The organism is Streptomyces mayonensis (genome assembly GCF_018982965.1).
GTDB lineage: Bacteria > Actinomycetota > Actinomycetes > Streptomycetales > Streptomycetaceae > Streptomyces > Streptomyces mayonensis.
Genome location: NZ_JACBYP010000032.1, coordinates 16,358 through 43,066 on the forward strand (window position 1 = coordinate 16,358; position 26,709 = coordinate 43,066).

Sequence of the window (26,709 nt, forward strand, 5' to 3'; positions counted from 1 at the left end):
GGGTGGGGTCAGTAAGCGGGCTGTGGGGCGGCAACCGGCGGTGCGGTCGGGAGCGGGCAGGCGTTCATGCCGCTCGCGGCCACCGCAGGCTCGACGGCCACCACGAGCGGCAGCACCAGTACCGCGCCCGCCACCAGCGCACCGCCCCAGGCGATGGCACGCTTCAGCGGCCGCTGCGGAGCGAGGAGTCGACGCACCCGGCCGGCCGCGTGCCCGCCCGACGCGGCCAGCGAGGCCGCCGGAACCCCGGCTCCGGCCATCTCCACCAGCGCGCTGGCCAGCGTCAGCGCGTCCGACCGGGCCGTCGCCTCGTCGTCGGCGGCCAACTCCACCAGCCGCCGTGTCTCGCTCGCCGCGGTACGGAAGAGGGGCACGCGGGGGAAGGCCCGCTCCAGCGCCTCCGCATAGGCCAGCACCAGGTGGTGCCGCTGCCGGATGTGGGCCCGCTCGTGGGCGATCACGGCATCCAGAGCGCGCGGCTCAAGGGTCGTCAGCGCGGCGGTGGTCAGCACGACCCGGTGACCATGACCGGGTAGGCAGTACGCCGCCGGACGGTCGTGGTCCAGCACCGTGACCCCGAGATCGGGACGATGACGGCCCGCGAGATCCAGGACGGCGGCGTGCTCGGACCGCTGACGGCGGGCCCGTACGAGAGCGGCCGCCAGGCACCACCCGATGCGCGCGACCAGCGCAAACGCCAGCACGGTTCCGCTCGCCGCCACCGCCGCCCCGCCGGGCGCCGCGTACTGTGCCCGCAGCGCCATCACGCACTCCTGCAGCATCGCGGCGAGGTTCCCGCTGACAGGCACTGTGGGTACCGCCACCGCCAGCCCCGCCAGCGTCACCGAGATGATCACCGTCGCGGTCAGCGCATGCCACGCCCAGATGCCGAGCCGTGGCGCACGGTCCAGCCACGACGCCCGCTTCAGCCAGAGCGGACCGAGCCCACCCAATACGGCGGAGTAGCCAAGAAGCAGCAGCGCGACCGTCATCACCTGCCCCCATCCGCCCGCGCGGCGAGCGCGGCCCGCAGCTCGGCGACCTCGTCGGCGTCCATCTCGTCGAACAGCCGCACCAGGGTCGCGGTACGGTCCGCGCCGCTCTCCCACACCTGGTCGATGAGCGAGGCCGCGTACTCCTCACGGCTCTTCGTGGACGTGTACCGGTAGGCGCGGCCGTCCTTGGCTCGCGACAGCCAGCCCTTGCGGTGCAGAATCTCCGTGACGGTGTGCACGGTGTTGTAGGCCAGCGGCTGCGGCCGGTCACCGTTCAGCTGATCCAGCACCGCGCGGACCGTCACCGGCTCACCACTGGTCCAGACGACATCCATGATCGCCTGCTCCAGCTCCCCGAATCCTCGCACCAGCCGCCCTCCTCAGACCAAAACCTAAGCGACATAGTACGTGCTGCAGCCCGGCCGACGTCCAGGCACACTACGTGCGGTCTCCGGCTCACGCCGTCATACGGAATGGTCCGCTGCGCGGTGACTTCGAGTTCCCGCCCGGTGCCCGGGTCGTGGCATACGACCGGGGCACCGGGCGGCGGCGCGCTTCTGCGAGTGGCCACCCATCCTTCGATCGTCTTGTGGCCTGATTCCAATTTGGCGCTAGAAGCGTCCGAGCCCAACCGGTCGAGGGGCGGGGTTCGATAGGGCAGTTCTATGGGTCCGTGAGCGCGTGCGGATCATGCCGCATCAGCCCGTGAAACCAGTCCGCTGCCGAGAGATGCCAGGACTCGGTTCCGTAATTCGTGCACCCGGCGGTCTCAGCGCTGTAGCGGTGATCCTCGCGGTGGCGTGGTGAAGCCTATGCGGTGGGCGCGCAAGAGGGGTTTCTATATACCCCCGGGGGGTATATAGTCGCCGTCAGCGCCCTGAACGGGCGGCTTCGGTAGGCGCTTCTATTTCTTGGGAGAGGGCATGCGGAATCACTCCGATCACGGCGGACACGGTGCAGCCCAGCCCGGCGGGCTGTCGGTGTCGCAGAGTGGGTACACCCTGGAGCTCGAGTCGGCTGTCCTCGCCGCAGGGGTGCAGCCGGTGCGCTTCCGGGTCGTCGGTCCCGACGGGCGGGCGGTGACCGATTTCGTGGCCGAGCACGAGAAGGAACTGCACTTCATCGCCGTGCGGCGGGACACGGCCGGGTTCCAGCACGTCCACCCTGTGCGTGACGAGAAGGGCGACTGGAGCGTCGAACTGGACCTGACGCCTGGCGACTGGAGGTTCTTCGCCGACGTCCACCCGGCCGGCCACGACGGAACCCTGACGCTCGGGATCGACGCCGCGGTCGCCGGGGTGTACGAGCCCCGCCCGTTGCCCGAGGCCACCGGCGTCGCGAGGGTCGGCGAGTACACCGTCGCCCTCGACGGCGCGCTCGTGCCCGACGAGGCGAGCGAGCTGACCCTCACCGTCAGCCGCGACGGCCGTCCCGTTACCGACCTGCAACCCTACCTCGCCGCATACGGGCACCTCGTCGCCCTGCGGGTCGGCGACCTGGGTTATCTGCACGTCCACCCGGAGGGCGAGCCCGGTGACGGCACCACCGCCTCGGGCCCCGGCATCACCTTCCTGGCCGTCGCGCCCACCCCCGGCACCTACCGGCTGTACCTGGACTTCCGGCACGCCGGCGTTGTCCGTACCGCCGAGTTCACTGTGCGGGCCGCCCACAACCCCCACGCGGCCCAAACCGCCCACGCCGCCCAGACCGGCGCGGCCGCCGAGCCCGCGCACGAGGGCCACCGGCACGGCCACCCGACGCACTACGCCCACCTCTGACTGTGAACGTAAGGAGCGTCATGCCTCGCCTGAACCCCCTCACACCCGACACGGCGGTCGGCGCCTCGCGCGACCTCCTCGCCGACCTGGTCTCCCGCCACGGCCAGGTCGGTGACATGGTCGCCACGATGGCGCATTCCCCCGCCGTGCTCGGTGGCTACCTCCAACTCAGCCGCGCCATGGGCCGGGCCAAGCTGGACCGCCGGATCAGCGAGCGAGTCTCGGTCGCCGTCCAGGCCCAGCAGGGCTGCGGACTCTGCCTCGACGCGCACATCCATGCCGCCCGCACCCTGGGCGTGGAGGAGGAGGAGATCGAGCGGGCCCGCGCCGGCACCTCGGCCGATCCCGCGATCGCCGCGGTCGTCGCCCTCGCCCTCCAGGTCTACCGGGCGCCCGCGTCGATCACCGACGACCAGGTCGCCGCCTTGCGCGAGCACGGCTTCAGCGACCGCGCGATTTCCGACGTCGTGGGCGTCGTCGCGCTCAACCTCCTCACCGGCGCCTTCAACCTGCTCGCCGGTCTCACCCCGGAGAGCACCGCCCGTGCATAGAGATCTCCCCGCCTGTACCCGCGGGGCACGGCCTCCGTCCCGGAGCCGTGCCCCGCCGCATGGACACGGAAGGAAACCGCCATGCGTCTGTTCGCCCTCCGCGACTACCGCCGCCTGTTCGGCGCCCAGGTCATCGCCCTGTTCGGCACCGGGCTGACGACGGTGGCCCTCGGCCTGCTCGCCTACGACCTAGCCGGTCCGAACGCCGGCATGGTCCTCGGCACGGCCCTCACCATCAAGATGGTCATGTACGTGGTCATCGCCCCGTTGGCCGCCGCGTACGTCGACCGGCTCCCCAGACGAACGCTCCTCGTCCTCCTCGACGTGGTTCGCGGCGCGGTGGTCCTCGCGTTGCCGCTGGTTACCGAGGTCTGGCACGTCTACGTCCTGATCGGCCTGCTGCAGGCCGCCTCCGCGGCGTTCACGCCGACGTACCAGGCAGTCATCCCCGACATCGTCACCGACGAGTCCGCCTACACGCGCGCCTTGTCGGCGTCCCAGGTCGCCTCCACCATGGAGAGCCTGCTCAGCCCGGTGCTGGCGGCCGTCGCCCTTGCGTTCCTGAGTTTCGACCGGCTGTTCCTCGGCACCTCCGCCGGATTCCTCCTCTCCGCTCTCCTCGTTCTGTCGGCGCGCGTCCCGGATGCCCGGCCGAGCGCCCACACCAGGGCGTGGGACAAGGCGGCGGCGGGGATCAGGACCTTCCTCCGCACGCCGAGACTGCGCGGGCTCATGGCGCTCAACCTCGTGGTCGCGGCGGCCGGGTCGATTGTCGTCGTCAACACCGTCAACCTTGTCCGTGACGGGCTCGGCGGCTCGCAGTCGGACGTCGCCTGGATGCTCGCCGCCTCCGGAACCGGCACGCTGGTGGCCGCCCTCGTGCTGCCGCGTGTCCTCGACCGGGTCGCCGCCCGCACCGTGATGACGACCGGCGCCGCAGTCCTCGTCGGCGCCACGGGTGCCGCGGTGACGCTGGTCGCGACGGGAATCGCCACCTGGGCCGGCACGGCGGTGATCTGGAGCGCGATCGGCGTCGGCATGGCGCTGATCATCACGCCGACCGGCAAGGTGCTGCGCGCCTCAGTCGCCCGGAACGCGATCCCCGAGGCGTTCGCCGCCCAGTTCTCCCTGTCGCACCTGGCCTGGCTGATCACCTACCCCGTCGCGGGCTGGATCGGCACGGCAGCCGGCCTCACCCTCGCCTGGTCCGTCCTCGCGGTCCTTGCCGGGGCGGGAGCGGCCGGCGCCCTCCTGCTGTGGCCGCGCTACGACACCCCGGTGCCGGTCACCGGCCCAGTGTCCGGCGCACCGGCGAAGGACCGCTCCAGCCTGGCCAAGGCCGCCTGAGCTCAGCTCTAACGCGGCGGCGTCGACTCCCCGTCCCCGTGGTGCGGAGGGAACCCCGCTCTTCAGCGTCTGCAGCCCGCAGATCCGGACTCCATGCCCAGAGGGCGAGCGTCGAGGACCTGCGTGTCATACGGCCGCCGTGGGTGATCGGCCGCACTCAGCCGACGTCCCGGCCCCTCCAAGGTCGTGCCCTCGGAAGCGGGTCTGGACGTCGGCTGCGGACCGGCGTACAAGCGGTCATGGCTGCAGAACTCAGCTGGTGACGATCAGTTTTCGCCGCTGACTCCGACGTCCAGACGCCTCGTGAAGGTCTTGCCGCCGTCCTTCGACTCGTACACCCCGGTCTGTGTAGCAGCCAGGATGTGATCGGTTCCTGCGGCGGTGAGGGCCTGGGGCTGCCCCCCTGGGACCGTGCCAGTCTGCCGCCACGTGGTCCCTCCGTCGGTGCTGCGGTGCAGCGTGCCGGCAGTGTCGATGCCGTACAGGGCGTCCTTCGTCGGCCAGGACAGGAACGCCATCATCGGCTGCTGACCGGCGGTGAAGGTTTTGCCGCTGTCCGTGCTGCGTGCGACTCCCTCGGCGGTGGTGGCGAGGAGGAGGCCAGGATCCTCGGGGCTGACCGTGATGTCGAGGGCCTGGACGCTTGCCCCGTCTTTCCAGGTCTTGCCGTCCTTGCTGGTACGCAACAGGCCGCCGGTGGAATCGTAGCCGTAAACGGTGTCATGGACGTAGTCGAGCGCGTGGAAGTCGGACTTGCCGGAGAGGGACAGAGACTTCCAGGTCTTGCCCGCGTCAGTGCTCTTGATCAGTCCTTTGTTGCCACCGGTGGTGGGGTGGCCGCTGGCGTAGAAGGTCTTGGGCCCGGCCACCGTGAAGCCCATGAAGTCGTCTTTGCTGTCACCCACCAGGGTCGGCTTTCCCTGGGCGTCGGGGGTGTAGACGCCCTCGTGCGTCGCAACGTACAGACGCTGGTCGGAGGGGTCCAGACCGAGCCCATGGATGTGGCTCACCGTGACACCGGGTGCGGAGGCATCCGTATCGGCCTCGTCGCCGGAGCATGCGGTCAGGGTGAGCGTGAGCGCGGCGGCGAGGGCTGCCGCGGCGGCAAGGCGCGAGTTCATAGGTCCTCGAAGGAGAAGTTGTGCGGGCGCGGCGCGCCGTGTGCAGAGACCGGCGCGCCGGGGAGGAACGACCACCCGGGCCCGGAGTCGGAACCGGGTGGTCGATGGCGCGACGCGGGATCGACTGTGCGGCCGCGTCGCCCGACTCAGAGTCGGTCGAGGATGCTCTGGAGCTGCTCCACCTCGGCGGACTGGCCCTTGACGATGTCGTCGGCCATCTTCTTGGCGTCGGCGAACTTGCCGTTCTTCTGTTCGTCCTTGGCCATGCTGATCGCGCCGTTGTGGTGCTCGATCATCATTTCGGCGAACGCCTTGTCGAACTCGGTGCCCTTCATGCCCTTGAGTTCGTCCATGTCCGCCTCGGACATCATGCCGTCGCCGCTGCCGTGGCCTCCATGGTCCATGCCGGGCATGGACTCCATCTCGGTCGGCTTCCCCCAGGACTCCAGCCAGCCCTTCATCGTCTTGATTTCCGGGTCCTGTGCGTTCTCGATCTTTTGTGCGATGTCCTTGACCTCGGCGTCGGAAGCGCGGCCGTCGGCCAGCTTCGCCATCTCCAGGGCCTGCTCGTGGTGCGGGATCATCATCTGAGCGAACGTGACGTCCGCGTCATTGAAGTCCTTCCCCTGTTCCGCGCTCCCGGCGGCCTGGCCGGTGGCCGTCGCGGAAGCCGAGCTGTTGTTGCTGCCGTGATCCATACCGCTCATGTCGTCGCCGTCACCACCGCAGGCGGCGAGGAACAGGGAGCCGGCGGCGACGAGGCCCACTGCGGCGAGGCGACGGGCGGGCTTGCGGCGCAGAGCAGCGCGAGTGAAGGCAGTCATGGTTCGAGTCACCTTTTGTGTCGGTTTCGGGTGCTGTTTTGCCGTACGCGGAGTCGCGGGATCGCACGTGTGTGCGCACGCGAGTGCGGTTCGGCCTACAGCCGCAGGACCGACAACTGGGTGAGATCGGGGCAGCGTGGGGGTGGATTCGGTCGCAGCACGGCGGCGACCTGGGCGAGGAGCCGTGCCAACCACTCGCGATGTCTGGCGAAAGCGGACTTCAGCAGCGTGAGGAGCATCCATGCGCTGAACAGGACCGCCACGCACAACGAGAGCATGTCCATCGCCGCACCGGGGGCGTGCGTAGGTGACGCGTCCGATGGATCCGCCGCATGGCCGACCGGCTCGGTGTTCGTCAGGGCGAGCGGGCTCACGGCGTCGTGAGCTGTTGAGGTGCCGTCCATCGCCGACATGTGGGATGTGGTGCTCATGCCGGAACCGGAGGAGTCGTCGGGATGCCCCAAGGTGTGCATCGTGAGAACGCCGAACGCGAGCACGACGACGAGCAGTAGGTGCCCTAGGGCTCCTCCCGCGCGTGCATGTCGGCTCGGCCGCATTCCGCAAAACTCCGTTCCTGACCGTTGAACATCGGTCCATCCGACAGTACCGAACGGACGCGGGTCACGGCGCGAGAGGTACGCCCGAACGGAGATTACCGGCGGATCGTTGAAAGCTGTCACTGCGTTCGGAGGGGACGGCCGTCTCGGACCTGGTGAGGGGCTCCGTCGAGCACGGTGGTGACGTATGGGTGCGGCGGAGAGCCGCTGGAGCCCTTATGGTTCAAGGTGTTGTGAATTCACGAATGTGTGTATCGTGTCATCTATGCTGAGTCTTGCCACCGACCTTGACGCGTTGACCCGGTTCGGGCGGGCGCTGGCCGACCCGATCCGCTGTCGCATCCTGCTCGCGCTGCGCGAGGAGCCGGCCCACCCGGCCGCGCTGGCCGACCTGCTGGAGATCTCCCGCACCCGGCTGTCGAACCATCTGGCCTGTCTGCGGGACTGCGGATTGGTCGTCGCCGTGCCGGAGGGACGCCGGGTGCGCTACGAGCTGGCGGACGAGCGGTTGGGACACGCGCTGGACGACCTGCGCACCGCCGTGGTCGCCGTCGAGGCCGACAGGACCTGCGTGGACGCCGACGAAAAGGGCTGCTGCTGATGACAACGGACATCTCCCTGTCCCTCGGCCCGTCCCCGGCCCGCCGTGACGTCCTGGCCAAGCGCATACGTCTGTTGGTGGCCGCGACGATCACCTACAACGTGATCGAGGCGGTCGTCGCCATCACCGCCGGCACCATGGCTTCCTCCACCGCGCTGATCGGTTTCGGCCTGGATTCGGTCATCGAGGTCTCCTCGGCCGCCGCGGTCGCCTGGCAGTTCTCCGCCCGCGACCACGACCTGCGCGAAGCCCGCGAGAAGGTCACCCTGCGGATCATCGCCGTCTCCTTCTTCGCGCTCGCCGCCTACGTCTCCTTCGACGCCGTCCGCGCGCTGGCCGGCACGGGCGAGGCCGAGCGCTCCATACCCGGCATCGTCATCGCCGCCCTATCCCTGGCGATCATGCCGTTCCTGTCCCACGCCCAGCGCAAGGCCGGGCGCGAACTCGGCTCCGCCTCGGCGGTCGCGGACTCCAAGCAGACCCTGCTGTGCACCTACCTGTCCGCCGTGCTGCTGGTCGGCCTGGTCCTCAACGCCACCCTCGGCTGGTCCTGGGCCGACCCGATCGCCGCCCTCGTCATCGCCGCCATCGCGGTCAAGGAGGGCATCGAGGCGTGGCAGGGCAAGGGCTGTTGCGCTCCCAACACCACTGCCGTAAGCGCCGGTGCGGGCAAGGTCGAGTCGGACGCCTGCGGCAGCTGCGGCCCGGGCTGCGACTGCTGCTGACCGGCATCGGCCGAACGAGAGAAGGGCTCCGGCCCCGCGTGATGCGGGAGGCGGAGCCCTTTTCTCGTGGTCAGCGGGTGCTCTTGACGAGCAGCGGCAGGTCGTGGGCGTAGTCGTCGCTGGTGGTGCCGGCGGTGTAAACGACGTGGGCCATGTCGTCGGCGGGCAGGAAGGCGGCGACCTGGGCGCCGTGGTCGGAGGTGACGGTACCGTCGTGGTGCTTCTTGGGCTCCTCGACGGAGATGCCGAGGGTGAACGCGGCCTTCTTCACCTTGTCCAGGTCACCGGACAGGCCGGTGAAGTTCGGCCCGAACGTCTTGAGCCACTTGCCCAGACTCTTCGGGGTGTCGCGCTCGGGGTCGGTGGTGATGAAGACGACTTCCACGCTGTCCTTGACCGTCTTCGGCTGCTTGGACAGGGCGAGGGAGATGTCGCCCATGGTGGTGGGGCACACGTCAGGGCAGTTGGTGTAGCCGAAGAACATCAGCGTCGTCTTGCCGGCGGTCTGCTTGCGCAGATCGAACGGCTTGCCGGCGGTGTCGGTGAGTACCAGGTCGGGCTTGGTGAAGCCGCTGTCCAGCGCGGTGCCCCGGTAGGGGGAGTTGTCCGCCTGGGAGACCACGGCTGCGGGCTCCCCGTCGGCGTGGTGCTCTTCGGAGGCGCCGCAGCCGGCCAGGAGCATCGCGGCGGCGGTGGCGAGAGCGGCGGCGGTCAGGCGGATCGGACGCGTGCGGTGCTGCATGGTCGGCTTCTCAGTTCTCTTCGGACTCGGGCTCGGGCGCGGGCGCGGTGGCGGCCAGGACGGGGGCGAGGACGGCTTGCGTGAGGTGTTGGCCGCGGTCGGTGAGGCGGTACATCGCCAGTCGCCCGTCGCGGCGGGAGGCGGCCAGGTGCGTGGCGTGCAGGTGGTGGGAGACTTCCGGGTCTGGTCGACGAGGAGGTCAACCGGCATCCGCACAACGTTATTCGACACTGGCCCCCAGGCCCTGCGGCCGTGGGTGAACTCCGCCACGGGCAGTTCCCGGTACAGGAGGTCGCCGGCGTCGTCCCCGCGCACGTCACTCACGTCGAAATCCCTCGTTTTCCGGGTGGGTGTACAGCTCAGATGCCAATGGTGTAGTCGGCCGTCCAGGACTGCATCTGGCTGATCATGGCGCTCCACACCCCGGTGACCATGAGCAGCCCGGTCGCGATCATCATGCCGCCGCCGATGCGCATGACCCACTGGTAGTGGGCCTTGACCCAGGTGAAGACTCCGAGGGCCTTGCGGAAGGCGAGGCCAGCGACCAGGAAGGGCACTCCGAGTCCGAGGCAGTAGGCCACGGTCAGCAGGGCGCCGCGGGAGGCACTGGCCTCGCTGAACGCCAGCGCTTGCACGGCGGCCAGGGTCGGGCCGATGCACGGCGTCCAGCCCAGGCCGAACAGCACCCCCAGCATCGGCGCCCCGGCCAGGCCGACGGCCGGACGCCGGTGCAGGCGCCATTCCCGGCTCATTCCCGGCAGTACGCCCATGAACGACAGGCCCATCACGATCGTCAGGCCACCCAGCACCCGGATCAGCAGGTCCTGGTGTTCCATCAAAGTGTTGCCCGCGTAGCCGAACGCGGCGCCGAAGGAGACGAACACCCCCGTGAACCCGGCCAGGAACAGCAAAGTGCCGGCGAGGATTCGGCCTCGGCGTACGTCGGCGAGGTCCGCGCCGCTGACCCCGGTGACATAGGACAGGTAGCCGGGCACGAGCGGTAGCACGCATGGGGAGAAGAACGACACCAGCCCTGCCAGGGCGGCGATCGGGATGGCCAGCAGCACCGAGCCGGTCAGCACGGTGGACTCAAGTCCGGCAGCCACCAGCATGGCTCGACACTCCTTCGTACAGGGCCTCGATCGCACGGGCAGCGACAGGGAAGCGGGGGAGGCCGTGGCATACCCGAAGCAACAAGCTAACGGACGTTGCTACTGAGCCTGACCTCGCCCCTACCACACCGACCACCCCAGCAGAGGTATGCCGCTGTCCCTCGAGTCATCCCGTCGGGTTTTCGGGGAGGGTGTCCTGTTGGCGGGGCGGGGCACACGCTTCCGGGCGAGACGAGCCGGCGGCGCCCTTCTGCGCGAGGTGGGTCGCCACGGCTTGGAGCAGAGCAGCGGCCGTCATCCGTACCACCGGATGCTGGATCATCTTTCGAAGCGTGTCTGTTCGTGACGTCTGGCTCATCGGTACACCTCTCTCGTTCTATCGCTGAGCCGTTGATTCGCCGGGTGTGCGCCGACGGCCTGCCGGACCCCAGGGGGCTCGGCAGGCCGTCGGCCGGTACATCGTTCTCGTGCTGTTCGGTGGTCCGTCGTTCAAACGCCGACCTGCGTGGTGAGTGAGGCCAAACCGAGTCGGACTACTTGAAGGACCGCAGGCGGAGGCTGTTGGTGACGACGAAGACCGAGGAGAAGGCCATCGCCGCTCCGGCGATCATCGGGTTGAGCATTCCGGCCGCCGCGAGCGGCAGCGCGGCGACGTTGTAGCCGAAGGCCCAGAAGAGGTTGCCCTTGATGGTCGCGAGGGTCTTCCGGGACAGCCGGATCGCGTCCGCGGCGACCCGCAGGTCCCCGCGCACCAACGTCAGGTCGCCGGCCTCGATCGCCGCGTCCGTGCCGGTGCCCATGGCCAGTCCCAGGTCGGCGGTGGCGAGCGCGGCGGCGTCGTTGACGCCGTCGCCGACCATGGCCACCGTTCGGCCCTCTGACTGCAACCGCTTGACCACGTCCACCTTGTCCTGGGGGAGGACCTCAGCGATCACTTCGTCGATTCCGACTGCCCGCGCCACCGACTCGGCGACGCGCTGATTGTCTCCGGTCAGCAATACCGGCTTCAGCCCCAGCCGCCGCAACTCGGCGATTGCTTCGGCGCTGGTCTCCTTGACCGCGTCGGCGACCGTGACAACACCGCGGGCCTCGCCGTCCCAGGCGACAGCAACCGCAGTGCGCCCCTCGGCCTCCGCAGCCACTTTGGCCTCGGCCAGTTCACGGGGCAGCCCGATAGCCCACTCGGTGAGGAGTTTCTCGCGGCCGACCAGCACCGCGTGCCCGTCGACCACGCCTTGCACACCGAGGCCGGCGACATTTTCGAAGTTCTCCGGTACGGGCAGGCTGCCCACCTGTTCGATCGCTCCTACGGCGATTGCCTGGGCGATCGGGTGCTCCGAGGCGTGCTCCAAGGCGCCGACGAGTCGCAGAAGTTCTGCCTCTTGGACGCCCTCGGCGACATAGACATCCTGGAGGCTCATGCGGCCGGTGGTCACCGTGCCGGTCTTGTCGAGGACGACGGTGTCGACACGGCGGGTGGATTCCAGGACTTCGGGGCCCTTGATGAGGATGCCGAGCTGGGCGCCGCGCCCGGTGCCGACCATCAGCGCGGTCGGTGTGGCGAGCCCCAGTGCACAGGGGCAGGCGATGATCAGAACTGCGACGGCCGCGGTGAACGCCGCAGCCGGGTCCCCGGTCATGAACAGCCAGGTCAGGAGCGTGCCCAGTGCGACAAGGATGACTGCGGGGACGAACACGGCGGAGATGCGGTCGGCCAGGCGCTGAACCGCCGCCTTGCCGTTCTGCGCGTCCTCGACCAACCTCGCCATCCGCGCGAGCTGGGTGTCCGCACCGATTCGCGTAGCCTCGACGACCAGCCGTCCACCGGCGTTCACGGTCGCTCCGGTGACGGCATCCCCAACGGTCACGTCCGTCGGCACCGACTCGCCGGTCAGCATGGAGGCGTCGACGGCCGAGCTGCCCTCGACGACGGTGCCGTCGGTGGCGACCTTCTCCCCGGGCCGTACGACGAACCGGTCGCCAACCGCCAACTGGGATACCGGAATCCGTACTTCCGTACCGGAGCGCAGTACGGCGACGTCCTTGGCACCCAGCTCCAGCAGGCTTCGCAGAGCCGCGCCCGCCTTGCGCTTCGACTTCGCCTCCAGGTAGCGCCCGGCGAGGATGAGTGCGGTCACGCCGGCCGCGGCCTCCAGGTAGATGGAGGAGGAGCCGTCCGAGCGGGAGATGGTGAACTCGAATCCGTGCCGCATGCCCGGCATCCCGGCGTGCCCGAAGAACAGCGCCCACAATGACCAGCCCAGCGCGGCGAGCGTACCTATGGACACCAGCGTGTCCATGGTCGCGGCACCGTGTCGGGCGTTGGTGAAGGCGGCCTTGTGGAAGGGGAACGCACCCCAGACCACGACGGGGGCCGCCAGCGTCAGCGACAACCACTGCCAGTTGTCGAACTGCAAAGCTGGGACCATCGCCATCAGAACGACGGGCACTGAGAGTGCGAGCGACACGAACAGGCGCTGACGCAGTGAGAGCAACTCACCGTCCGCCGTCACCTGGACGGTCTCGGACCCACTCTCGGAAGGCGAAGCGGGAGGGGGTGGCTCCTCGGCCGTGTACCCGGTCTTCTCGACGGTGGCGATGAGGTCGGCAACCTGGATCTCTCCGCCGTACGCGACCTTCGCCTTCTCGGTGGCGAAGTTGACCGTCGCGGTGACGCCGTCCATGCGGTTGAGCTTCTTCTCGATGCGGGCCGCGCACGAGGCGCAGGTCATGCCGCCGATGGAAAGCTCGACCTCCGCGCTGGGCGGCGGCGCCGTCGCGGAAGTGGTCTTCTCCGGAGCCGTGCTGCTCATGGACGTCACTCCTGGGAACTGCCGGGGCGTACCGCGTCCGTGTGAGCGGAGCGGTACTTCCCGACGCGGAAGGGGAATGCGGGTATTGCCGGCGCGGGGCCCGGGACGGGCGTCAGTCCTTGCCGATGAGCTCGTACCCGGCCTCGTCGACGGCGGCTCGTACGGCCTGCTCGTCGAGCGGGGTGGCGGAGGTGACGGTCACCTCACCCGTCTTGGCGACCGCCGAGACCGCGGTGACGCCGTCGAGGGCCGAAATCTCCTTGGATACGGCGCCCTCACAGTGGCCGCAGGTCATGCCGGACACCTTGTAGACGGTGGTGACGCCGACGTCCTGGACACCGGACGTGGTGCCGGTGCCGCAGGAACCACAGCACGAGCCTGAGTTGTTCTGATCGGTCATGGCTTCTTCCTCGGGTGGGGTGCGTGTGTCGGTCTCTGCCGTGAGGGGCGCTATCGGATTCCGCATCCCTCGCACGACAGAGAACACTATACCCCCCTAGGGTATTTCTTGCTCGGGGTCTCCTGTGAGGGAAGCCACATGGCAGGTGCGCCGGCTGAGAGCGGAGTGCATCCCTCAGTCGCGGCAGGCCGTGACGCGGCCCTGCGTCTCTGTCATCGCGCGTACGTCATTGGGCCGCCCTTGGCGAACAAGGGAGCGTTGGTGGCGCCGGTGGACGCGAGCGGGTCGACCACCCGGGTACAGCGCGTCCATCGGGACACGACCCGGTCGTGAGGATGGCCGATCTCGTCCGGAGCCTCGGCGGGGAGGTGGCCGAGGAGCTGGTTGGCGAGGCAGTACCTGTCGTCGAAGACGGTGCCGACGTAGCGCTGGGGCCCATCGGGGAAGACGGCGACGACACGCTCCTCGGCCGGCAGGGTGCGGGCCAACCAGCGGGCCACGAGGGCGACGGCTCCGACGCTCCAGCCTCCGGTGGCGTAGTGGTGGTGTGCCAGCTGTCGCGCTGCCCAGACGGCCTCCGGGGCGGCGACCCAGTGAACCTCGTCGAAGAGGTCGTAGGCGACGTTACGAGGATGGATACTGCTGCCCAGGCCCCGCATGAGGCGAGGCGCGGCGGGCTGACCGAAGATCGTCGAACCGGTGCTGTCCACGCCGACGACCCGCAGCCCCGGAAGGAATCCACGAAGAACCGAGGCGATGCCGGCGGAGTGGCCGCCGGTGCCCACCGCCACCACAAGGGTGTCGATCCGCCCCAGCTGAGCGACGAGTTCGTGGGCGAGAGGGGCGTACGCGGCGACGTTGTCCGGGTTGTTGTACTGGTCGGGGCACCAGGCGCCCGGGCACGCAGCGAGAACCTCCTGCACGCGCCGAAGGCGGGCCTGCTGCCAGCCCCCGGTCGCATGTGGCGTTGTGACGACATCGACCTGGGCCCCGTACGCGGTGAGCAGGCCGGCCACCAGCGGTTCCATGCCGGGGTCGGTGACGACGGTGACCGGGTGGCCATATACCGCGCCCGCGAGGGCCAGGCCGAGCCCGAGCGTGCCGGAGGTGGACTCCACGATGCGGGCGCCCGGCTGCAGATCTCCGCGTTCCTGGGCGGCTAGCACCATGTGGAGGGCGCTGCGGTCCTTAATGCCGCCGGGGTTGTGACTCTCCAGCTTGGCCCAGAAGCCCCGTCCAGCGGTGGCGAAGGGTTCTCCGATCCACAGCACCGGGGTGTCCCCGACGAGTCCGGCGGGCGAATGGGCTGGGCGTTTCGCGTGAGCGGGGAGCTGGGCGGGTGACGACGGGACGGTGAGTGGGACCACGTAGTTCATGGCGTGCCTCTTCCGCGGCCGGCGGACCCAACTGGCTCCGGCCGTCATGAGGTTGTGGGGGAGTGGCTGACCGGTGGCCGCCACAGAGGTGGGCGAGACAGCGCTCGCCGACCCCCGGGGAGGCTTAAGTGCCGGTCAGGTCCGCCACACGCCGAGGCGGGATCGTGACTGTCCTCCGTGAGCTGCGCCGGAAGGCTCGAAGGCCGGCGCCTCGCTTTGCCTGAGGGGCGGGGTCGCGTCAGCCGGACGGGACTGCAGGGTGTGGGCATCCGAATCGGGCGCTGGGACGGTCGTACGCGTTGGATGCGCCGTCGGTTCGTCCTCGTCCAAGCAGCACCCGTGCCCATGCCCGGGGGGTTCCTCAGCCGTGAGGTGTGCTTCCTGCGGTACGGCGGACGCGTGCCTGTGGTCCCCCTGTGCGCGATCGACGGCGTACGTGTTGTGGTGCACGACAGACGCGGAGACGACGTTGTGCGCGTGGTCCGTCGCTATCGGCTTCACACCGTGGGCGCACGCAAGCACGTGGAGGAGCGCGGCCAGCAGCACGGAGAGGACCGCTCCGGTCGATGACCAGGAGCGGCCGCTGCGCCGTAGGGTGCGGGCCTTCATGAGCACAAAAGGTAATCGCACATGTGCGGTAAGTGTGGGCGAGGGGTCGTGCTCAGGATGCGCCGCATCCCGGGTGGTGCGAGTAAAGGTGCGTGTCAGTCGGGTCGCATCGACCTGGTGTGATGCTGTGAAGTTCCGGCAACGCGGCTCGTCCGGCGGAGTGAAGTCGTCGGCTGACCGGGCGACGACTTCGCCGGACTTTGATCCGGCCGGGTTCGCTTTGCTACGTCGGGTCGAGACCGTGGTTGCGCAGCCACGTCAGCGGGTCGACAGGAGCGCCTCCGCCCGGGCGTACTTCCAAGTGCAGGTGGGGGCCGGAGGAGTTTCCGGAGCTGCCGGCGTAGGCGATGACCTGGCCGGCCTTGACGTGGCCCGAGCGGGTCCTGGCGGAGGCGAGGTGGCAGTACCAGGTCTGCGTGCCGTCGGGTGCGGTCACGATGACCATGTTTCCGTAGAACTGATGCCACTTCGTCTGGACGGTGCCGTCCGTCACCGCCATTACTGGCGTGTTCATGGGAACCGGGAAGTCGAGCCCCGTGTGCCGGTTGGACCACATCGAGCCGGCCGCTCCAAACAGCTCACCCACCCCGCGCTGCGCGACCGGCAGAGCGAACTTCGGCCGAAGTGCCTCTTGACGGGCTGCTTCGGCCTTCTTTCTGGCCGCTTCCTCCCGCCTGCGCTCCTGCTCCTCCAGCCGCCGCTGCTCCAGGTCGAGCCGTTCCTGGGTCCGACTGACGCGGTCGGCGAAGTCTCGGGCGTCTTCCGGGAGTTGGTTGAGTCGTGCGTCCACTGCGATACCGGGGCTTGGCGGCGCGGCGGCCGGGGTTGCGTCAGCACCGGCCTGCACCGTCTCTCCGGTCGGGTCGCCGAGTCCGACGGAGACCGCGGCGAAGCCGGATATTCCCAGGAAAGCGACCGAGGGGGCGGTGACGCTGAAGAATGCTGATCGCCGGGTCGAAGCCCGCCGGGTGCGGAGATCGGCGCGGCGCGGTGCCGGCGTGAGTGCATCTACGCGCTGGGCGTCCCGAGAGCCTTCCGGCTGGGGGGCGTCTGCCGGGCCGCGGTCGATGCCGTCGGCGGTAAGGAAGGTGTCGAACTCACCGGGCGACGGCTGGCGATCGGGGGAGTGGTCTGGTTCTTGGAGGGCGGGTACGTCGAGGAACGAGCCGCTGCCCGCATGCGGCACCGCCTCCCACTCGGACGGCCTTGCAGCGGCCGGAGAGCTCCACATGCTGTAGTCGCCGTCGGGATGAACGGTCGTTTCGCTCTGCCACTCCTCGGAACCGCCGTCGGCATGCAGTTGCCCTGCGTCATCCGCACCGTGGCGCGGCGCGGAGCCGTGCTCCCAGATACTCGATTCGGTGCTGTACAGAGGGACATCACCGTGGGCGTGGCCCCATCGGTCGGCTTGGACGTGCGACAGCTCCGTGATGCCACTGGGCCCGAAGCCCGGGTGCCTGTGGTCGGTGCCAATTCCAGGCCAGGCGCTCGGCACTTGGGTGGCTGGTATCGCGTCCTGGAAGGGGTACTCCTCGTCGGTCACCGGTTCTTCTCTCGCCTCGGACACTGGGACGGGGGAAGCGTCCAGCCCCTACATACAGCCAAACTACTACGGTGGTTAGTGCACGTAATGCGCGGTACTACGACCGTGCGTCGAAGATTCCGGCCCGCCACGCGCCAAGGGCGGCGCCCACGATCCCGCCCACCAAATACAGGACGGAGTGGCCGCCGGGGAGGACATTGAGGTCGCTGAACTCCTCGATCCAGTTGAGCACGATCACTAGCAGGCTGAGCCACAGCAGGGTCCAGCCGAAGATCCGGGACGGCGCGGAGCGGGTGTGCAGGCGGCCGATCTTGGTCTGCGGTCGCTTGGTCTTCTTGGTGTTCTTCATGCCGTCTTCTTCTGCTCCTGTGCGGCCGATGCGTCGGGAGTGGACAGTTCCTCCCGGCCGGGGTGTTGCCGCGCCGAGATCGCGAAGTAGGCAACAGCCGCGGTGAAGAGAAGGATCGAGGTCCAGTCGTTCAGGCGTAGCCCGAGGAGGTGGTGGGCCTCGTCGATGCGCAGATACTCGATCCAGAAGCGACCGGCGGTGTAGGCGGCGACGTACAGCGCGAAAGCTCTGCCGTGGCCCAGCTTGAAGCGGCGGTCGGCCCAGATGACCAGCAGAGCGACACCGATGTTCCACAGGGACTCGTACAGAAACGTGGGGTGGTACGTCGCCACGTGCGGGCTGCTCGCCGGTCGGTTCTCGGGGTCGATCTCCACGGCCCAGGGCAGGGTGGTCGCTCTGCCGTACAGCTCCTGGTTGAACCAGTTGCCCCAGCGGCCGATCGCCTGGGCCAGGGCGAGGCCGGGAGCGGCCGCGTCGGCGAAGGCGGGCAACGGTACGCCGTGCCGGCGGCAGCCGATCCAGGCGCCCAGTGCGCCGAATGCGACGGCGCCCCAGATGCCGAGTCCGCCCTCCCAGATCTTGAAGGCGTCGACCCAGTCACGGCCCTCACCGAAGTACAGCTGGTAGTCCGTGATCACGTGGTAGAGCCGACCGCCGACGACGCCGAACGGTACAGCCCACATCGCTACATCGGCGACGAGGTACCTGTCGCCGCCGCGTCCCTGCCAGCGTCGGGAGGTGAGCCAGACGGCCACGAAGATGCCGATGATGATGCAGAAGGCGTAGCCCCTGAGCGGGATGGGACCCAGATTGACGACTCCGGTCGGCGGACTGGGCAGGTAGGCGAGCTGCATGTCTCGCAGTATAGGCAGATGCTGCTAAGTCACTTAGCAAAGAATCGGTTGTGTTCCGGCGCGGTCGTGAATCGGACACCACGGCATTGGTTCATAGCAACAGGCGCCAGAGCTTCGTCAGTGTGTGCGGGCTCGGTGGTCGGCAGCGTTCCCTGCGGCCCGGTCACCTCCGGGTCCTGCACTGCCCCGGACGCGTCACCTCATGGGTGTAGAGCAGCCGGTCACTGGCGCAGGGCTACAGGGGAAGCTCGAACCCGGTCACCAGTGATTGCATGCTCGCGATCAGTTCTCCCCACCAGCCGGTGATCTGCATCACGCCCACGACTACGAGCAGAGCCCCGCCGAAGCGCATCACTGCGCGGGCATGCCGTCGCGCGAAGGCGAACCGCCGTACCGCGCCGCTGAAGGAAAAAGCCGCGACCAGGAATGGCACGCCCAGGCCAAGACTGTAGGTGAACGACAGCAGAGCCCCGCGCCCCGCGCTCGCGCTGTCGGCGGCCAGCGTCAGGACGGCGGCGAGTGTGGGGCCGATGCACGGCGTCCACCCGATCGCGAACAGCGCCCCCAGTACAGGCGCACCCAGCAGCCCGGCGCGCGGTCGATAGGCCGGGCGCCAGCTGAGCCCGCTGAGTGGCAGCCGTTCGAGCACGCCGGCGAAGAGCAGTCCGAGAATGACGGTGAAGGCGCCGAGTACGACGGTCAGCGTGCGCTGGTGCACCAGCAATGCGGCGCCGGCGCCGCCGAACAGCGCACCGTAGCTGGTGAACACCACCGCGAACCCGGTGACGAACAACAGTCCACCCACTGTCACCCTCCAGCGGGAACTCCGCCCATCCGTCGGCCCGGAAGCGGTCGCGCCCGTCATCCCGGCCACGTAGGACAGATATCCGGGTACCAGCGGCAGGCAGCAGGGGGAGAAGAACGACAGGAGCCCGGCGGCGAGCGCCAGGAGAAGGGCGAGCAGCAACGGACCGGCCGTCACTGTCTCGCCGATGCCGGCGACCAGAGTCATGCGCCCGCTCCCTTGTCCGGCTGCTCGGCGGCCAGTTCCCGGACCACCGTGTTGAGCGTGTCGTAGGTCGTCGGTCCGATGATCCGGGCGGCGATGCGCCCGGATCGGTCGATGAGTACGGTGCTGGGTACCGCTGAAACGGGGACCAGGCCGTCGAAGCGCAGAACCAGTCGACCGTCACGGTCGCGGAGGCTGGGATAGGTGATCTCGTAGTTGCGCTCGAAGGCCATGGCAGCCGAGTCGTTGTCCCGGGTGTTGAAGCCGACGAACCGCACGCCGAGTTTCCGGGTCGCATCGGAGATCTTCTTAAGCGCGGGAGCCTCTGCCCGGCAGGGCGCGCACCATGAACCCCATACGTTGATCACAACGACGTCGCCGCGCCAGTCGGCCAGATCGAGCGTCCCGCCGCCGACCAGCTCGCCGCTGATGGCGGGAGCGGCGGGCCGTTCGCCAACTGGGTACTGGGTGAACCCGGACTTCTCGCGCTGCGAGGAGGCAGTCGATGCCCCCGACCCGTCGCCGGAACCGCATGACGCCAGGGTCAGGCCCGCGGCGGCGGCCAGGGCGACGGCACGCCAGACGCGGAGAGACCGTGTGAAGCGATGGCTCCGCCCTGCCGCGTTCCGCCGCGCCGGCGGAACGGAACGCCGATCGGTGCGTGGCGGCGCTGCTGCCATGGCGGTGCTCCTTAGCTTCTCATGGATTCGGTTCCGTGAGGCATGAGTGGGCCTGGTAACCGTCTAAGCAGGTTAGGCGTAGATCTGAAAGCGGTAACGGCCGGGGTGCCCTGAAGTGCAACCGGCTTGCTGTGCCACACTCGTCGCGTGACTGCTAAGGAAATTCGTAGCCCTGCGAGTTCTGTCACGCAGAAGAAGGGGTGCGGTGGTACCAGCCTCGGGACCGCGGCCGACGAACTGGAGGCGAACAACGCGCCGATCGCACCGGGCGCCTCTGCGGACGGGCCGCGACTCGGACCGGTCGGCTGGCTGCGCTGGCTGTGGCGTTCGCTGACCTCGATGCGGACGGCTCTGGTGCTGCTGCTCCTGCTCGCCCTGGCGGCCGTGCCCGGTTCCCTGGTGCCCCAGCAGGAACGCCAGCCCGCGCAGGCAGCGGACTTCCGTCGGAACAACCCGGACCTGTCGAATGTGCTGGACACGCTGGGCGTCTTCAACGTCTTCGCCACGCCGTGGTTCGCCGCCGTCTACCTGCTGCTGTTCGTCTCACTGGCCGGGTGCATCGTGCCGCGTTGCGGGCAGTACTTGCGCGCTCTGCGCGCCCACCCGCCGACCGCACCCCGCGTCCTGTCCCGGTTGCCGGAACATACGTACTGGATTGCTCCGGCAGCCGACGCCGACGACGCGTTGCGCGCGGCCGTCGACGTCCTACGCGGTCGCCGGTTCCGCGTCGCTGCCGGACCCGGCGGCGATGGCTGGGTGGCGGCCGAGAAGGGGTACCTGCGCGAGGCCGGGAATCTGGTCTTCCACCTCGCGCTGTTCGGGATGCTGGTCGCTCTGGCGATCGGCAACCTGTTCGGCACCACCGGCCAGAAGCTGATCCTGCAGGGTGACGGCTTTACCAACACAAGCACCCAGTACGACGACTTCACGCCCGGCACGCTGGCCACCGGCGACGACCTCGAACCGTTCTCCTTCCGCCTCAAGAGCTTCCACGCCGCCTACCAGCCCACTGGCCCGCAGCGTGGCACCGCCAGTGCCTTTGAGGCCCGCATCAGCTACACCGCAGCCGAGGGTGCCACCCCGCGTGACGCCCGCGTACGGGTCAACGAACCGCTCGAAGTGAACGGCACCAAGGTCTTCCTCGTCAGCCACGGCTACGCTCCCGTCGTCACCGTTCGTGACGGCAAGGGTGACGTGGCATGGAAAGGGCCGGTCGCCTTCCTGCCCCAGGACAACAACCTGCGCTCGGTGGGTGTGGTCAAGGCCCCGGACGCGGTGGACGCCAAGGGCAGACCCGACCAGCTCGGTTTCACCGGCCTCTTCCTGCCCACCGTGCAACTCGATGCGAACGGCTGGGTGTCCACCTTCCCTGCCCCCGACGACCCGGTCCTCGTCCTGACGGCCTACCACGGCGACCTCGGCATGAACAGCGGGATCCCGCAGAACGTCTACCAGCTCGACACCGAGCGGGCGACTCAGTTCCGGAACGCTGATGGCACCCCCTACGCCAAGGCCCTGCGCCCAGGCGACAGGATGACGCTGCCGGACGGCGCCGGCTCGCTCAGCTTCGACGGCATCCGGCAGTGGGCCGGCTTCCAGGTCGCCCGTGACCCCAGCAACGGCACGGCGCTGTGGAGCTCGGTCGCCATGGGCGCCGGACTGTGCGCCTCTCTGTTCGTACGCCGCCGCCGCGTGTGGGTACGTGTCCGCCCGCACACCGGCACCGATACCAGCTCCGGCATCGAGATCGAGGTCGCGGGGCTGGAGCGCGGCTCATCCGACCGCCTCGGCGAGGAGGTCGGCGAGATCGCCGCCGAACTTCGCGTCCGGACCCTCGCAGCGTGTCACGACACCTCCAACTCCCGCACTCAGGAACGCCCGTGAATTCCAACTCTCTCGCGGACCAGACGCTGGCCCAGCTCTCCAACTGGCTCATGTACTCGGCGATCGCTGTGTACCTGATGGCCTTCCTCGCAGCCTGCGCCGAGTGGGCCTTCGGCAACACGGGCAGGATTGCCCGCGCCTCAGCGACGGACCCCGCAGGGTCCGTCGCACGAGACGATGAGCCATCCGCTCCGGTCGGCGGCACCACCCCCGGCAGTACCTCCGTGCTGGTCCCTACCAGCACGACGGTCCGACGCAAGGCGCCGCCGGGCGGCCACGGCGCGGCCGGCGACAGCCCGCGCGCCGATGTGCTCGGCCGGACTTCCGTCTCACTCACCTTGTTGGCGTTCGTGCTGCACGCCGGCTCGATCGTGACCCGCGGCCTGTCCGTGGCACGTCCTCCGTGGGGAAACATGTACGAGTTCTCCACCGCTTTCGCCCTCGCAGCCGTCGGCGCCTACTTGGCCGTCCTGGCCCTGCGCAAGAATGTCCGCTGGCTGGCTGTGCCGATCCTGCTGTCGGTCCTGCTGACCCTCGGCCTGGCTGTGACGATTCTGTACGTCGACAGTGCCCAGCTCGTGCCCGCGCTGCACTCCTACTGGCTGTGGATCCACGTCTCCGCCGCCATCGTCTCCGGTGGCGTCTTCCACATCGGGGCGGTCGTCACTTTGCTGTTCATCGGCCGTGACCGATGGGAGGCGGCGGTGGCGAAGGGCCGGGCCGGCGGACGCCTGGCGACGGTGTGGGGGCGTCTGCCCTCAGCGGGGTCGCTGGACAAGCTCTCCTACCGGCTCAACGTCCTGGTATTCCCGTTGTGGACCTTCGCCGTCATCGCGGGTGCCGTGTGGGCCGAGGCTGCGTGGGGCCGCTACTGGGGCTGGGACCCGAAGGAGACCTGGGCCTTCATCACGTGGGTTGCCTACGCGGCGTACCTGCACGCCCGTGCCACGGCCGGCTGGAAGGGACGCCGCGCCGCCTGCCTCGGGCTGATTGCTTTCAGTACGTTCGTCTTCAATTACTACGGCGTGAATATCTTCATTACGGGATTGCACTCCTACGGTGGGCTGCCGACCAAGTAGGCGTCCCTTAACATCGTCCATACCCCTCCGGGGTACAGTGGCCGCTCCGGCCACCAAACGAAGCAGATACGGAAGGCGATGACCGCAGTGGCGAACCGGTGGGGCATCCCTCGTGGCAGCGCAGTGCGCGGTGCCTGGGGCGCTGTTCTGGCGTTGCTCGCCGCCGTCGCTCTGCTTATTCACCATGACACCACTGTCATGGGGCCGGCCGCCACGAACTCCATGAGCTCGATGTCTGGCATGAGTCACGGGTCCGCGGCGATGACCGTGCAACCCCCGATGTCCGGGCACGGGGCAGTGCAGCAGGCAGCCGCACCGGCCACCGGCACGGGTGGCGCCCCCGCCTGCGCGGGCCCGGCCATGTGGCACTGCTCGGCCGGGGATGTCAGCACTGCGAAGTTCGCCCCGCCGCCTGGCGTATCGGCAATTGACGGGGCCGACACCGCTTATGGGGTACACACAGGTGTTCCCACGGGTGTGTCCCATCGTGCTCCGCCCGACCTCTCCGTCCTTTCCCGATTGCTGATCTAGGCCGCTTCTTCACGGGCAACCACCGCGTTCTCCACCTGAACGCGAGGTGCCGCCCGCAGCGCCCACCTGATCGACGCACATCGAGAAGAGGACTTCCATCATGAACAGCATCAACCGTCGCTCTGTCCTGCTGGCCGGGCTCGGCGTGGCCGGTGCCGGTGCGCTCGCCGCGTGCAGCAACGGGTCCGGCGGTTCCCCCGCTCTGGTCAGCCCCTCGGGCTCAGCCGTGGTCGCGGCAGAGAAGAAGCGCCGCGGCACCGGCCGGGTGCACAACGTCAACCTGACGGCCGCCCCCACCACGGTCGATCTCGGCGGCGGGACCAGGGCCAAGACCTGGGCTTTCAGCGGTCAGACGCCCGGCAAGGAGCTCCGCCTCTCCGTGGGCGACACGCTCGCCGCCGAGCTGTCCAACCAGCTGCCGGACAGGACCGCCACGTCCATCCACTGGCACGGTCTCGCGTTGCGCAACGACATGGACGGCGTGCCTCCGGTCACGCAGACCGCCGTACGCGCCGGCTCCAACTTCACCTACCGGTTCATCACCGACCTCCCCGGCACGTACTTCTTCCACCCCCACGTCGGCGTCCAGCTCGACCGCGGCCTGTACGCCCCGCTGATCGTCGAGGATCCCAAGGAGCCGCTCTCGTACGACGATGAGTGGGTCCTCGTCCTCGACGACTGGCTGGACGGTGTGACAGGCACACCCGATGAGGCCTTCGCCGAGCTCAAGCAGGGGATGGGTGGGATGCACATGGGCGGGGGTTCCGGCGAGTCGTCGTCCAGCTCCTCCTCAGGCGGGCACGACATGAGCGACATGGACGGGATGGACATGAGCGGAGGGAGCATGGACGGGGCGAGTCCGTCCCCCTCCGCCTCCTCCGGCGGCATGTCGATGAAGTTCATGTTCATGGGCGCCGAGAGTGAGCTGCTCGGCGGCGACGCGGGCGACGTCAAGTACCCGCACCACCTGATCAACGGACGCGTACCGACGGACCCCGACGTCTACACCGGCAAGCCCGGCAAGCGTGTTCGTCTCCGCATCATCAACGCGGGCGGCGACACGGCGTACCGGGTAGCGCTCGGTGGCCACAGGATGACCATCACCCACACCGACGGTTTCCCGGTCCAGCACCAGGAGGTCGATGCCCTGCTGCTCGGTATGGGCGAGCGCTACGACGTCCTGGTGACTCTCGCCGACGGCACGTTTCCACTCGTCGCGCTCGCCGAGGGCAAGGACGCGAGCGGGATGGCGGTGATCCGCACGGGCTCCGGCGGAATTCCGAAGCCCACGGACCGCCCGAAGGAGCTGAACGGCATGATCATGACCGCCGCACAGCTGAAGGCGGCGGACGACGTCCGGCTGGAGACGAAGAAGGCCGACCGCGTCCACCGCGTCGAACTGACCGGTGGCATGGACAAGTACGACTGGGGCATCAACGGCAAGCGCTTCGACATGAAGAACCCTGCCTCGAGTCCTCTGCGCGTCAGGAAGGGGGAGCGGGTCCGCCTCGACTTCGTCAACAGCACCGACATGTGGCACCCCCTGCACCTGCACGGCCACACCTACCAACTCGGTACCGGCGGCCCGCGCAAGGACACCACGATCGTGCTGCCGAAGAAGACCGTGTCCGTCTTCTTCGACGCCGACAATCCCGGGCAGTGGATGCTGCACTGCCACAACGCCTACCACGGTGAGGCCGGGATGATGGCGCTGGTGGCCTACGAGGCGTGACCACAGGTCCGTTCCGGGGCGGTGCCACGACCGTTCCGGAACGGACCACAGGCGCGGGTGCGCGCGCTCACGCCGTTTCGGTGCCGCGCCCGGGTTCAACACGGCCGGGAACTTCGGCAGCCTGCTGACGGAGAAGGCCGAACGGACGTCCTGACCACTGCTGAGATCTTGCTCGCGCGCGACGGGCGATCCGCTTCGGTGATTGCAGCGTCTGATCACGTTCACGTAGGAAGGCTGACCGGAACGTCGGGTCCGAGGCGTTCGGCGATCATCTGCCGGAAGTTCGAGCACAGGGTGAAGTCTTCGTGGTCGCACTCCAGAGCGCATTCGATGAGCTCGAGCGAAGCCTGGGCAGCGGCGATGCGCGATCGCAGGGCCTCGGCCTCCTGGCGGAGGATGACCCGCCGTGCGACAGGTTCGACGGCGGTGGCCAGTGAGCGGATGGTGTCGAGGGAGAGCCCCGCTTCCTTGGCGCGAATGATGACCGCCACGCGAGTGAGATCGGCGGTGCCGTAGCGACGGCGGCCGGCGGCGTCGCGTACGGGGGACATCAGTCCCATGGTCTCCCAGTGGCGCAGGACGTGAGTGGCCAGGCCGAACCGCTCTGCGAGGTCGCCGATGCTCAGAGTCGCGTCTTCACCGCTTGACTTCATGCCGACATTAAGGCGCAGCCTGACGGTCATGTCCAAGGAACAGGGAAACGAACACGGGGCGGACCAGCTCATCACACTGCTTGACGCCGCCGAGCAGTTGCCGGGCGCGTCCGCGCTGCGCAGCCGCTCCTACGAGCTGATGGGCGTCGCGCCTGGAAGGACCGCCGTGGATGTCGGTTGCGGCGCGGGGCGAGCCGTGGCCGAGATGACGGAGATCGGTATGAGGTCCGTCGGCGTGGAACCGGACGAGCGGATGATCGAGGTGGCCCGGCAGCGGTGGCCCGGGGCGGATCTCCGGATCGCGGACGCGTACAAGCTGCCGTTCGCCGATGCCACCGTAGACGGCTACCGGGCGGACAAGGTGTTCCACGAACTGAGCGAGCCGGCCAGGGCATTGGACGAAGCGCTCAGGATCCTCGCCCCGGGCGGCCGGATCGTGCTGGTCGGGCAGGACTGGGACACGTACGTGATCGACTCCGACGACCCGGCGCTCACCCGCGCCGTCGTGAGCGCCCGGGCCGACCTGGTGCCGGGCCCTCGGGCGGCGCGACGTTACCGAAACCTGTTGCTGGAGGCAGGCTTCACTGAGGTAGCCGTTGAGGTCCACACCGGTGTGTTCACCGGACCGGCGATGCTGCCCTTGGTGACCGGATTGGCCGAGGGCGCCTGCTCGGCCGGTGCTGTGAGCCGGGAACGGGTTGACGTGTGGATCAGCGAGCAGCGCATCCGTGCCGAGACGGACCGGTTCTTCCTGGCGCTACCGCTGTTCGTAGCCGCTGGGACCGCCCCTCGATGAGTGGGGGAGGTACTTGAGAAGCATCCCGCCGCTCAGTGTCCAGAAGAG

25 protein-coding genes are annotated in these 26,709 nt (G+C 68.8%); 9 read left to right on the forward strand and 16 right to left on the reverse strand.

All coding sequences use genetic code 11. The features are described from left to right. Positions 1 to 8: 8 nt before the first annotated feature. Both HZS56_RS38725 and HZS56_RS14945 read right to left on the reverse strand, forming a co-directional pair. Positions 9 to 992: a M56 family metallopeptidase gene (locus HZS56_RS38725; protein WP_108989137.1), complete on the reverse strand. Its 984-nt coding sequence runs from the start codon at positions 990 to 992 to the stop codon at positions 9 to 11. Next, a complete protein-coding gene (locus HZS56_RS14945) occupies positions 992 to 1,363 on the reverse strand; it encodes a BlaI/MecI/CopY family transcriptional regulator (RefSeq protein ID WP_108988968.1) in 372 nt (123 codons plus the stop codon). Before HZS56_RS14945 ends, HZS56_RS38725 begins: the two co-directional genes overlap by 1 nt. 555 nt (positions 1,364 to 1,918) lie before the next feature. Here HZS56_RS14945 and HZS56_RS14950 point away from each other — a divergent pair. The 3 genes from HZS56_RS14950 (at position 1,919) to HZS56_RS14960 (ending at position 4,671) form a co-directional block, all read left to right on the forward strand. Beyond that, positions 1,919 to 2,773 (forward strand): DUF8832 domain-containing protein, encoded by an 855-nt coding sequence (locus tag HZS56_RS14950; RefSeq protein WP_108988967.1) that lies wholly within the window; start codon positions 1,919 to 1,921, stop codon positions 2,771 to 2,773. 20 nt (positions 2,774 to 2,793) lie between these two features. Beyond that, the gene (locus HZS56_RS14955) at positions 2,794 to 3,324 is read left to right on the forward strand and encodes a carboxymuconolactone decarboxylase family protein (RefSeq protein ID WP_216721202.1); all 531 of its coding nucleotides are present in this window, start codon (positions 2,794 to 2,796) and stop codon (positions 3,322 to 3,324) included. 81 nt (positions 3,325 to 3,405) lie between these two features. Then, positions 3,406 to 4,671, forward strand: coding sequence for an MFS transporter (locus HZS56_RS14960; RefSeq protein WP_108988965.1), 1,266 nt, complete (start codon positions 3,406 to 3,408; stop codon positions 4,669 to 4,671). Between the two features lie 266 nt (positions 4,672 to 4,937). Here HZS56_RS14960 and HZS56_RS14965 read toward each other — a convergent pair whose 3' ends face one another. The 3 genes from HZS56_RS14965 to HZS56_RS14975 all read right to left on the reverse strand — a co-directional run bounded on the left by HZS56_RS14965 (position 4,938) and on the right by HZS56_RS14975 (position 7,173). After that, positions 4,938 to 5,792, reverse strand: coding sequence for a F510_1955 family glycosylhydrolase (locus HZS56_RS14965; protein WP_108988964.1), 855 nt, complete (start codon positions 5,790 to 5,792; stop codon positions 4,938 to 4,940). 146 nt (positions 5,793 to 5,938) lie between these two features. After that, a complete protein-coding gene (locus HZS56_RS14970) occupies positions 5,939 to 6,616 on the reverse strand; it encodes a DUF305 domain-containing protein (protein ID WP_108988963.1) in 678 nt (225 codons plus the stop codon). Positions 6,617 to 6,711: 95 nt separating this feature from the next. After that, positions 6,712 to 7,173, reverse strand: a complete 462-nt coding sequence (locus HZS56_RS14975) for a DUF6153 family protein (RefSeq protein WP_108988962.1) — start codon at positions 7,171 to 7,173, stop codon at positions 6,712 to 6,714. 265 nt (positions 7,174 to 7,438) lie between these two features. On the opposite strand from HZS56_RS14975, the gene HZS56_RS14980 reads away from it, so the two are divergent. Beyond that, the gene (locus tag HZS56_RS14980; protein WP_108988961.1) at positions 7,439 to 7,774 is read left to right on the forward strand and encodes an ArsR/SmtB family transcription factor; all 336 of its coding nucleotides are present in this window, start codon (positions 7,439 to 7,441) and stop codon (positions 7,772 to 7,774) included. After that, positions 7,774 to 8,499 (forward strand): cation efflux transmembrane domain-containing protein, encoded by a 726-nt coding sequence (locus HZS56_RS14985; protein ID WP_108988960.1) that lies wholly within the window; start codon positions 7,774 to 7,776, stop codon positions 8,497 to 8,499. Before HZS56_RS14980 ends, HZS56_RS14985 begins: the two co-directional genes overlap by 1 nt. A 70-nt stretch (positions 8,500 to 8,569) precedes the next feature. Here the strand turns inward: HZS56_RS14985 and HZS56_RS14990 are convergent, their stop codons facing one another. From HZS56_RS14990 to HZS56_RS15035, 10 genes are all read right to left on the reverse strand, one after another. Continuing rightward, positions 8,570 to 9,241, reverse strand: a complete 672-nt coding sequence (locus tag HZS56_RS14990; RefSeq protein WP_108988959.1) for an SCO family protein — start codon at positions 9,239 to 9,241, stop codon at positions 8,570 to 8,572. A 359-nt stretch (positions 9,242 to 9,600) separates the two neighbouring features. After that, positions 9,601 to 10,353 carry a cytochrome c biogenesis CcdA family protein gene (locus HZS56_RS14995; RefSeq protein ID WP_108988958.1) on the reverse strand — a complete coding sequence of 251 codons (753 nt, stop codon included), beginning with the start codon at positions 10,351 to 10,353 and terminating at the stop codon, positions 9,601 to 9,603. 533 nt (positions 10,354 to 10,886) lie between these two features. After that, entirely contained in the window at positions 10,887 to 13,166 is a 2,280-nt protein-coding gene (locus HZS56_RS15000; RefSeq protein ID WP_108988957.1) for a heavy metal translocating P-type ATPase, read from the reverse strand. 112 nt (positions 13,167 to 13,278) lie between these two features. Continuing rightward, on the reverse strand, positions 13,279 to 13,566 hold the full coding sequence (locus HZS56_RS15005; protein ID WP_108988956.1) for a heavy-metal-associated domain-containing protein: 288 nt from the start codon (positions 13,564 to 13,566) through the stop codon (positions 13,279 to 13,281). Between the two features lie 212 nt (positions 13,567 to 13,778). Beyond that, entirely contained in the window at positions 13,779 to 14,942 is a 1,164-nt protein-coding gene (locus HZS56_RS15010) for a PLP-dependent cysteine synthase family protein (RefSeq protein ID WP_108988955.1), read from the reverse strand. Positions 14,943 to 15,774: 832 nt separating this feature from the next. After that, on the reverse strand, positions 15,775 to 17,094 hold the full coding sequence (locus HZS56_RS38900; RefSeq protein WP_244942113.1) for a M23 family metallopeptidase: 1,320 nt from the start codon (positions 17,092 to 17,094) through the stop codon (positions 15,775 to 15,777). A gap of 97 nt (positions 17,095 to 17,191) precedes the next feature. Next, positions 17,192 to 17,443: a hypothetical protein gene (locus HZS56_RS15020; protein ID WP_108988954.1), complete on the reverse strand. Its 252-nt coding sequence runs from the start codon at positions 17,441 to 17,443 to the stop codon at positions 17,192 to 17,194. Further along, positions 17,440 to 18,297, reverse strand: coding sequence for a prolipoprotein diacylglyceryl transferase (lgt, locus tag HZS56_RS15025; protein WP_108988953.1), 858 nt, complete (start codon positions 18,295 to 18,297; stop codon positions 17,440 to 17,442). Before lgt ends, HZS56_RS15020 begins: the two co-directional genes overlap by 4 nt. A gap of 235 nt (positions 18,298 to 18,532) precedes the next feature. Beyond that, positions 18,533 to 19,309: a cytochrome c biogenesis CcdA family protein gene (locus HZS56_RS15030; protein WP_108988952.1), complete on the reverse strand. Its 777-nt coding sequence runs from the start codon at positions 19,307 to 19,309 to the stop codon at positions 18,533 to 18,535. Next, a complete protein-coding gene (locus HZS56_RS15035; protein WP_216721203.1) occupies positions 19,306 to 19,986 on the reverse strand; it encodes a TlpA family protein disulfide reductase in 681 nt (226 codons plus the stop codon). The genes HZS56_RS15030 and HZS56_RS15035 overlap by 4 nt, the downstream gene beginning before the upstream one ends. A 147-nt stretch (positions 19,987 to 20,133) precedes the next feature. On the opposite strand from HZS56_RS15035, the gene resB reads away from it, so the two are divergent. The 3 genes from resB (at position 20,134) to HZS56_RS15050 (ending at position 25,212) form a co-directional block, all read left to right on the forward strand. After that, the gene (resB, locus tag HZS56_RS15040) at positions 20,134 to 21,870 is read left to right on the forward strand and encodes a cytochrome c biogenesis protein ResB (protein ID WP_159106971.1); all 1,737 of its coding nucleotides are present in this window, start codon (positions 20,134 to 20,136) and stop codon (positions 21,868 to 21,870) included. Further along, complete coding sequence (gene ccsB, locus HZS56_RS15045) at positions 21,867 to 22,949, forward strand: c-type cytochrome biogenesis protein CcsB (protein WP_108988949.1); 1,083 nt, start codon at positions 21,867 to 21,869, stop codon at positions 22,947 to 22,949. Before resB ends, ccsB begins: the two co-directional genes overlap by 4 nt. A 631-nt stretch (positions 22,950 to 23,580) precedes the next feature. Continuing rightward, positions 23,581 to 25,212, forward strand: coding sequence for a multicopper oxidase family protein (locus tag HZS56_RS15050; RefSeq protein WP_108988948.1), 1,632 nt, complete (start codon positions 23,581 to 23,583; stop codon positions 25,210 to 25,212). A 221-nt stretch (positions 25,213 to 25,433) separates the two neighbouring features. On the opposite strand, the gene HZS56_RS15055 is transcribed toward HZS56_RS15050, so the two are convergent. Then, positions 25,434 to 25,895: a MerR family transcriptional regulator gene (locus HZS56_RS15055; RefSeq protein WP_374201151.1), complete on the reverse strand. Its 462-nt coding sequence runs from the start codon at positions 25,893 to 25,895 to the stop codon at positions 25,434 to 25,436. Here HZS56_RS15055 and HZS56_RS15060 point away from each other — a divergent pair. Beyond that, on the forward strand, positions 25,894 to 26,661 hold the full coding sequence (locus HZS56_RS15060; RefSeq protein WP_108988947.1) for a methyltransferase domain-containing protein: 768 nt from the start codon (positions 25,894 to 25,896) through the stop codon (positions 26,659 to 26,661). The two genes, HZS56_RS15055 and HZS56_RS15060, sit on opposite strands and share 2 nt — an antisense overlap. Positions 26,662 to 26,709: the final 48 nt, after the last annotated feature.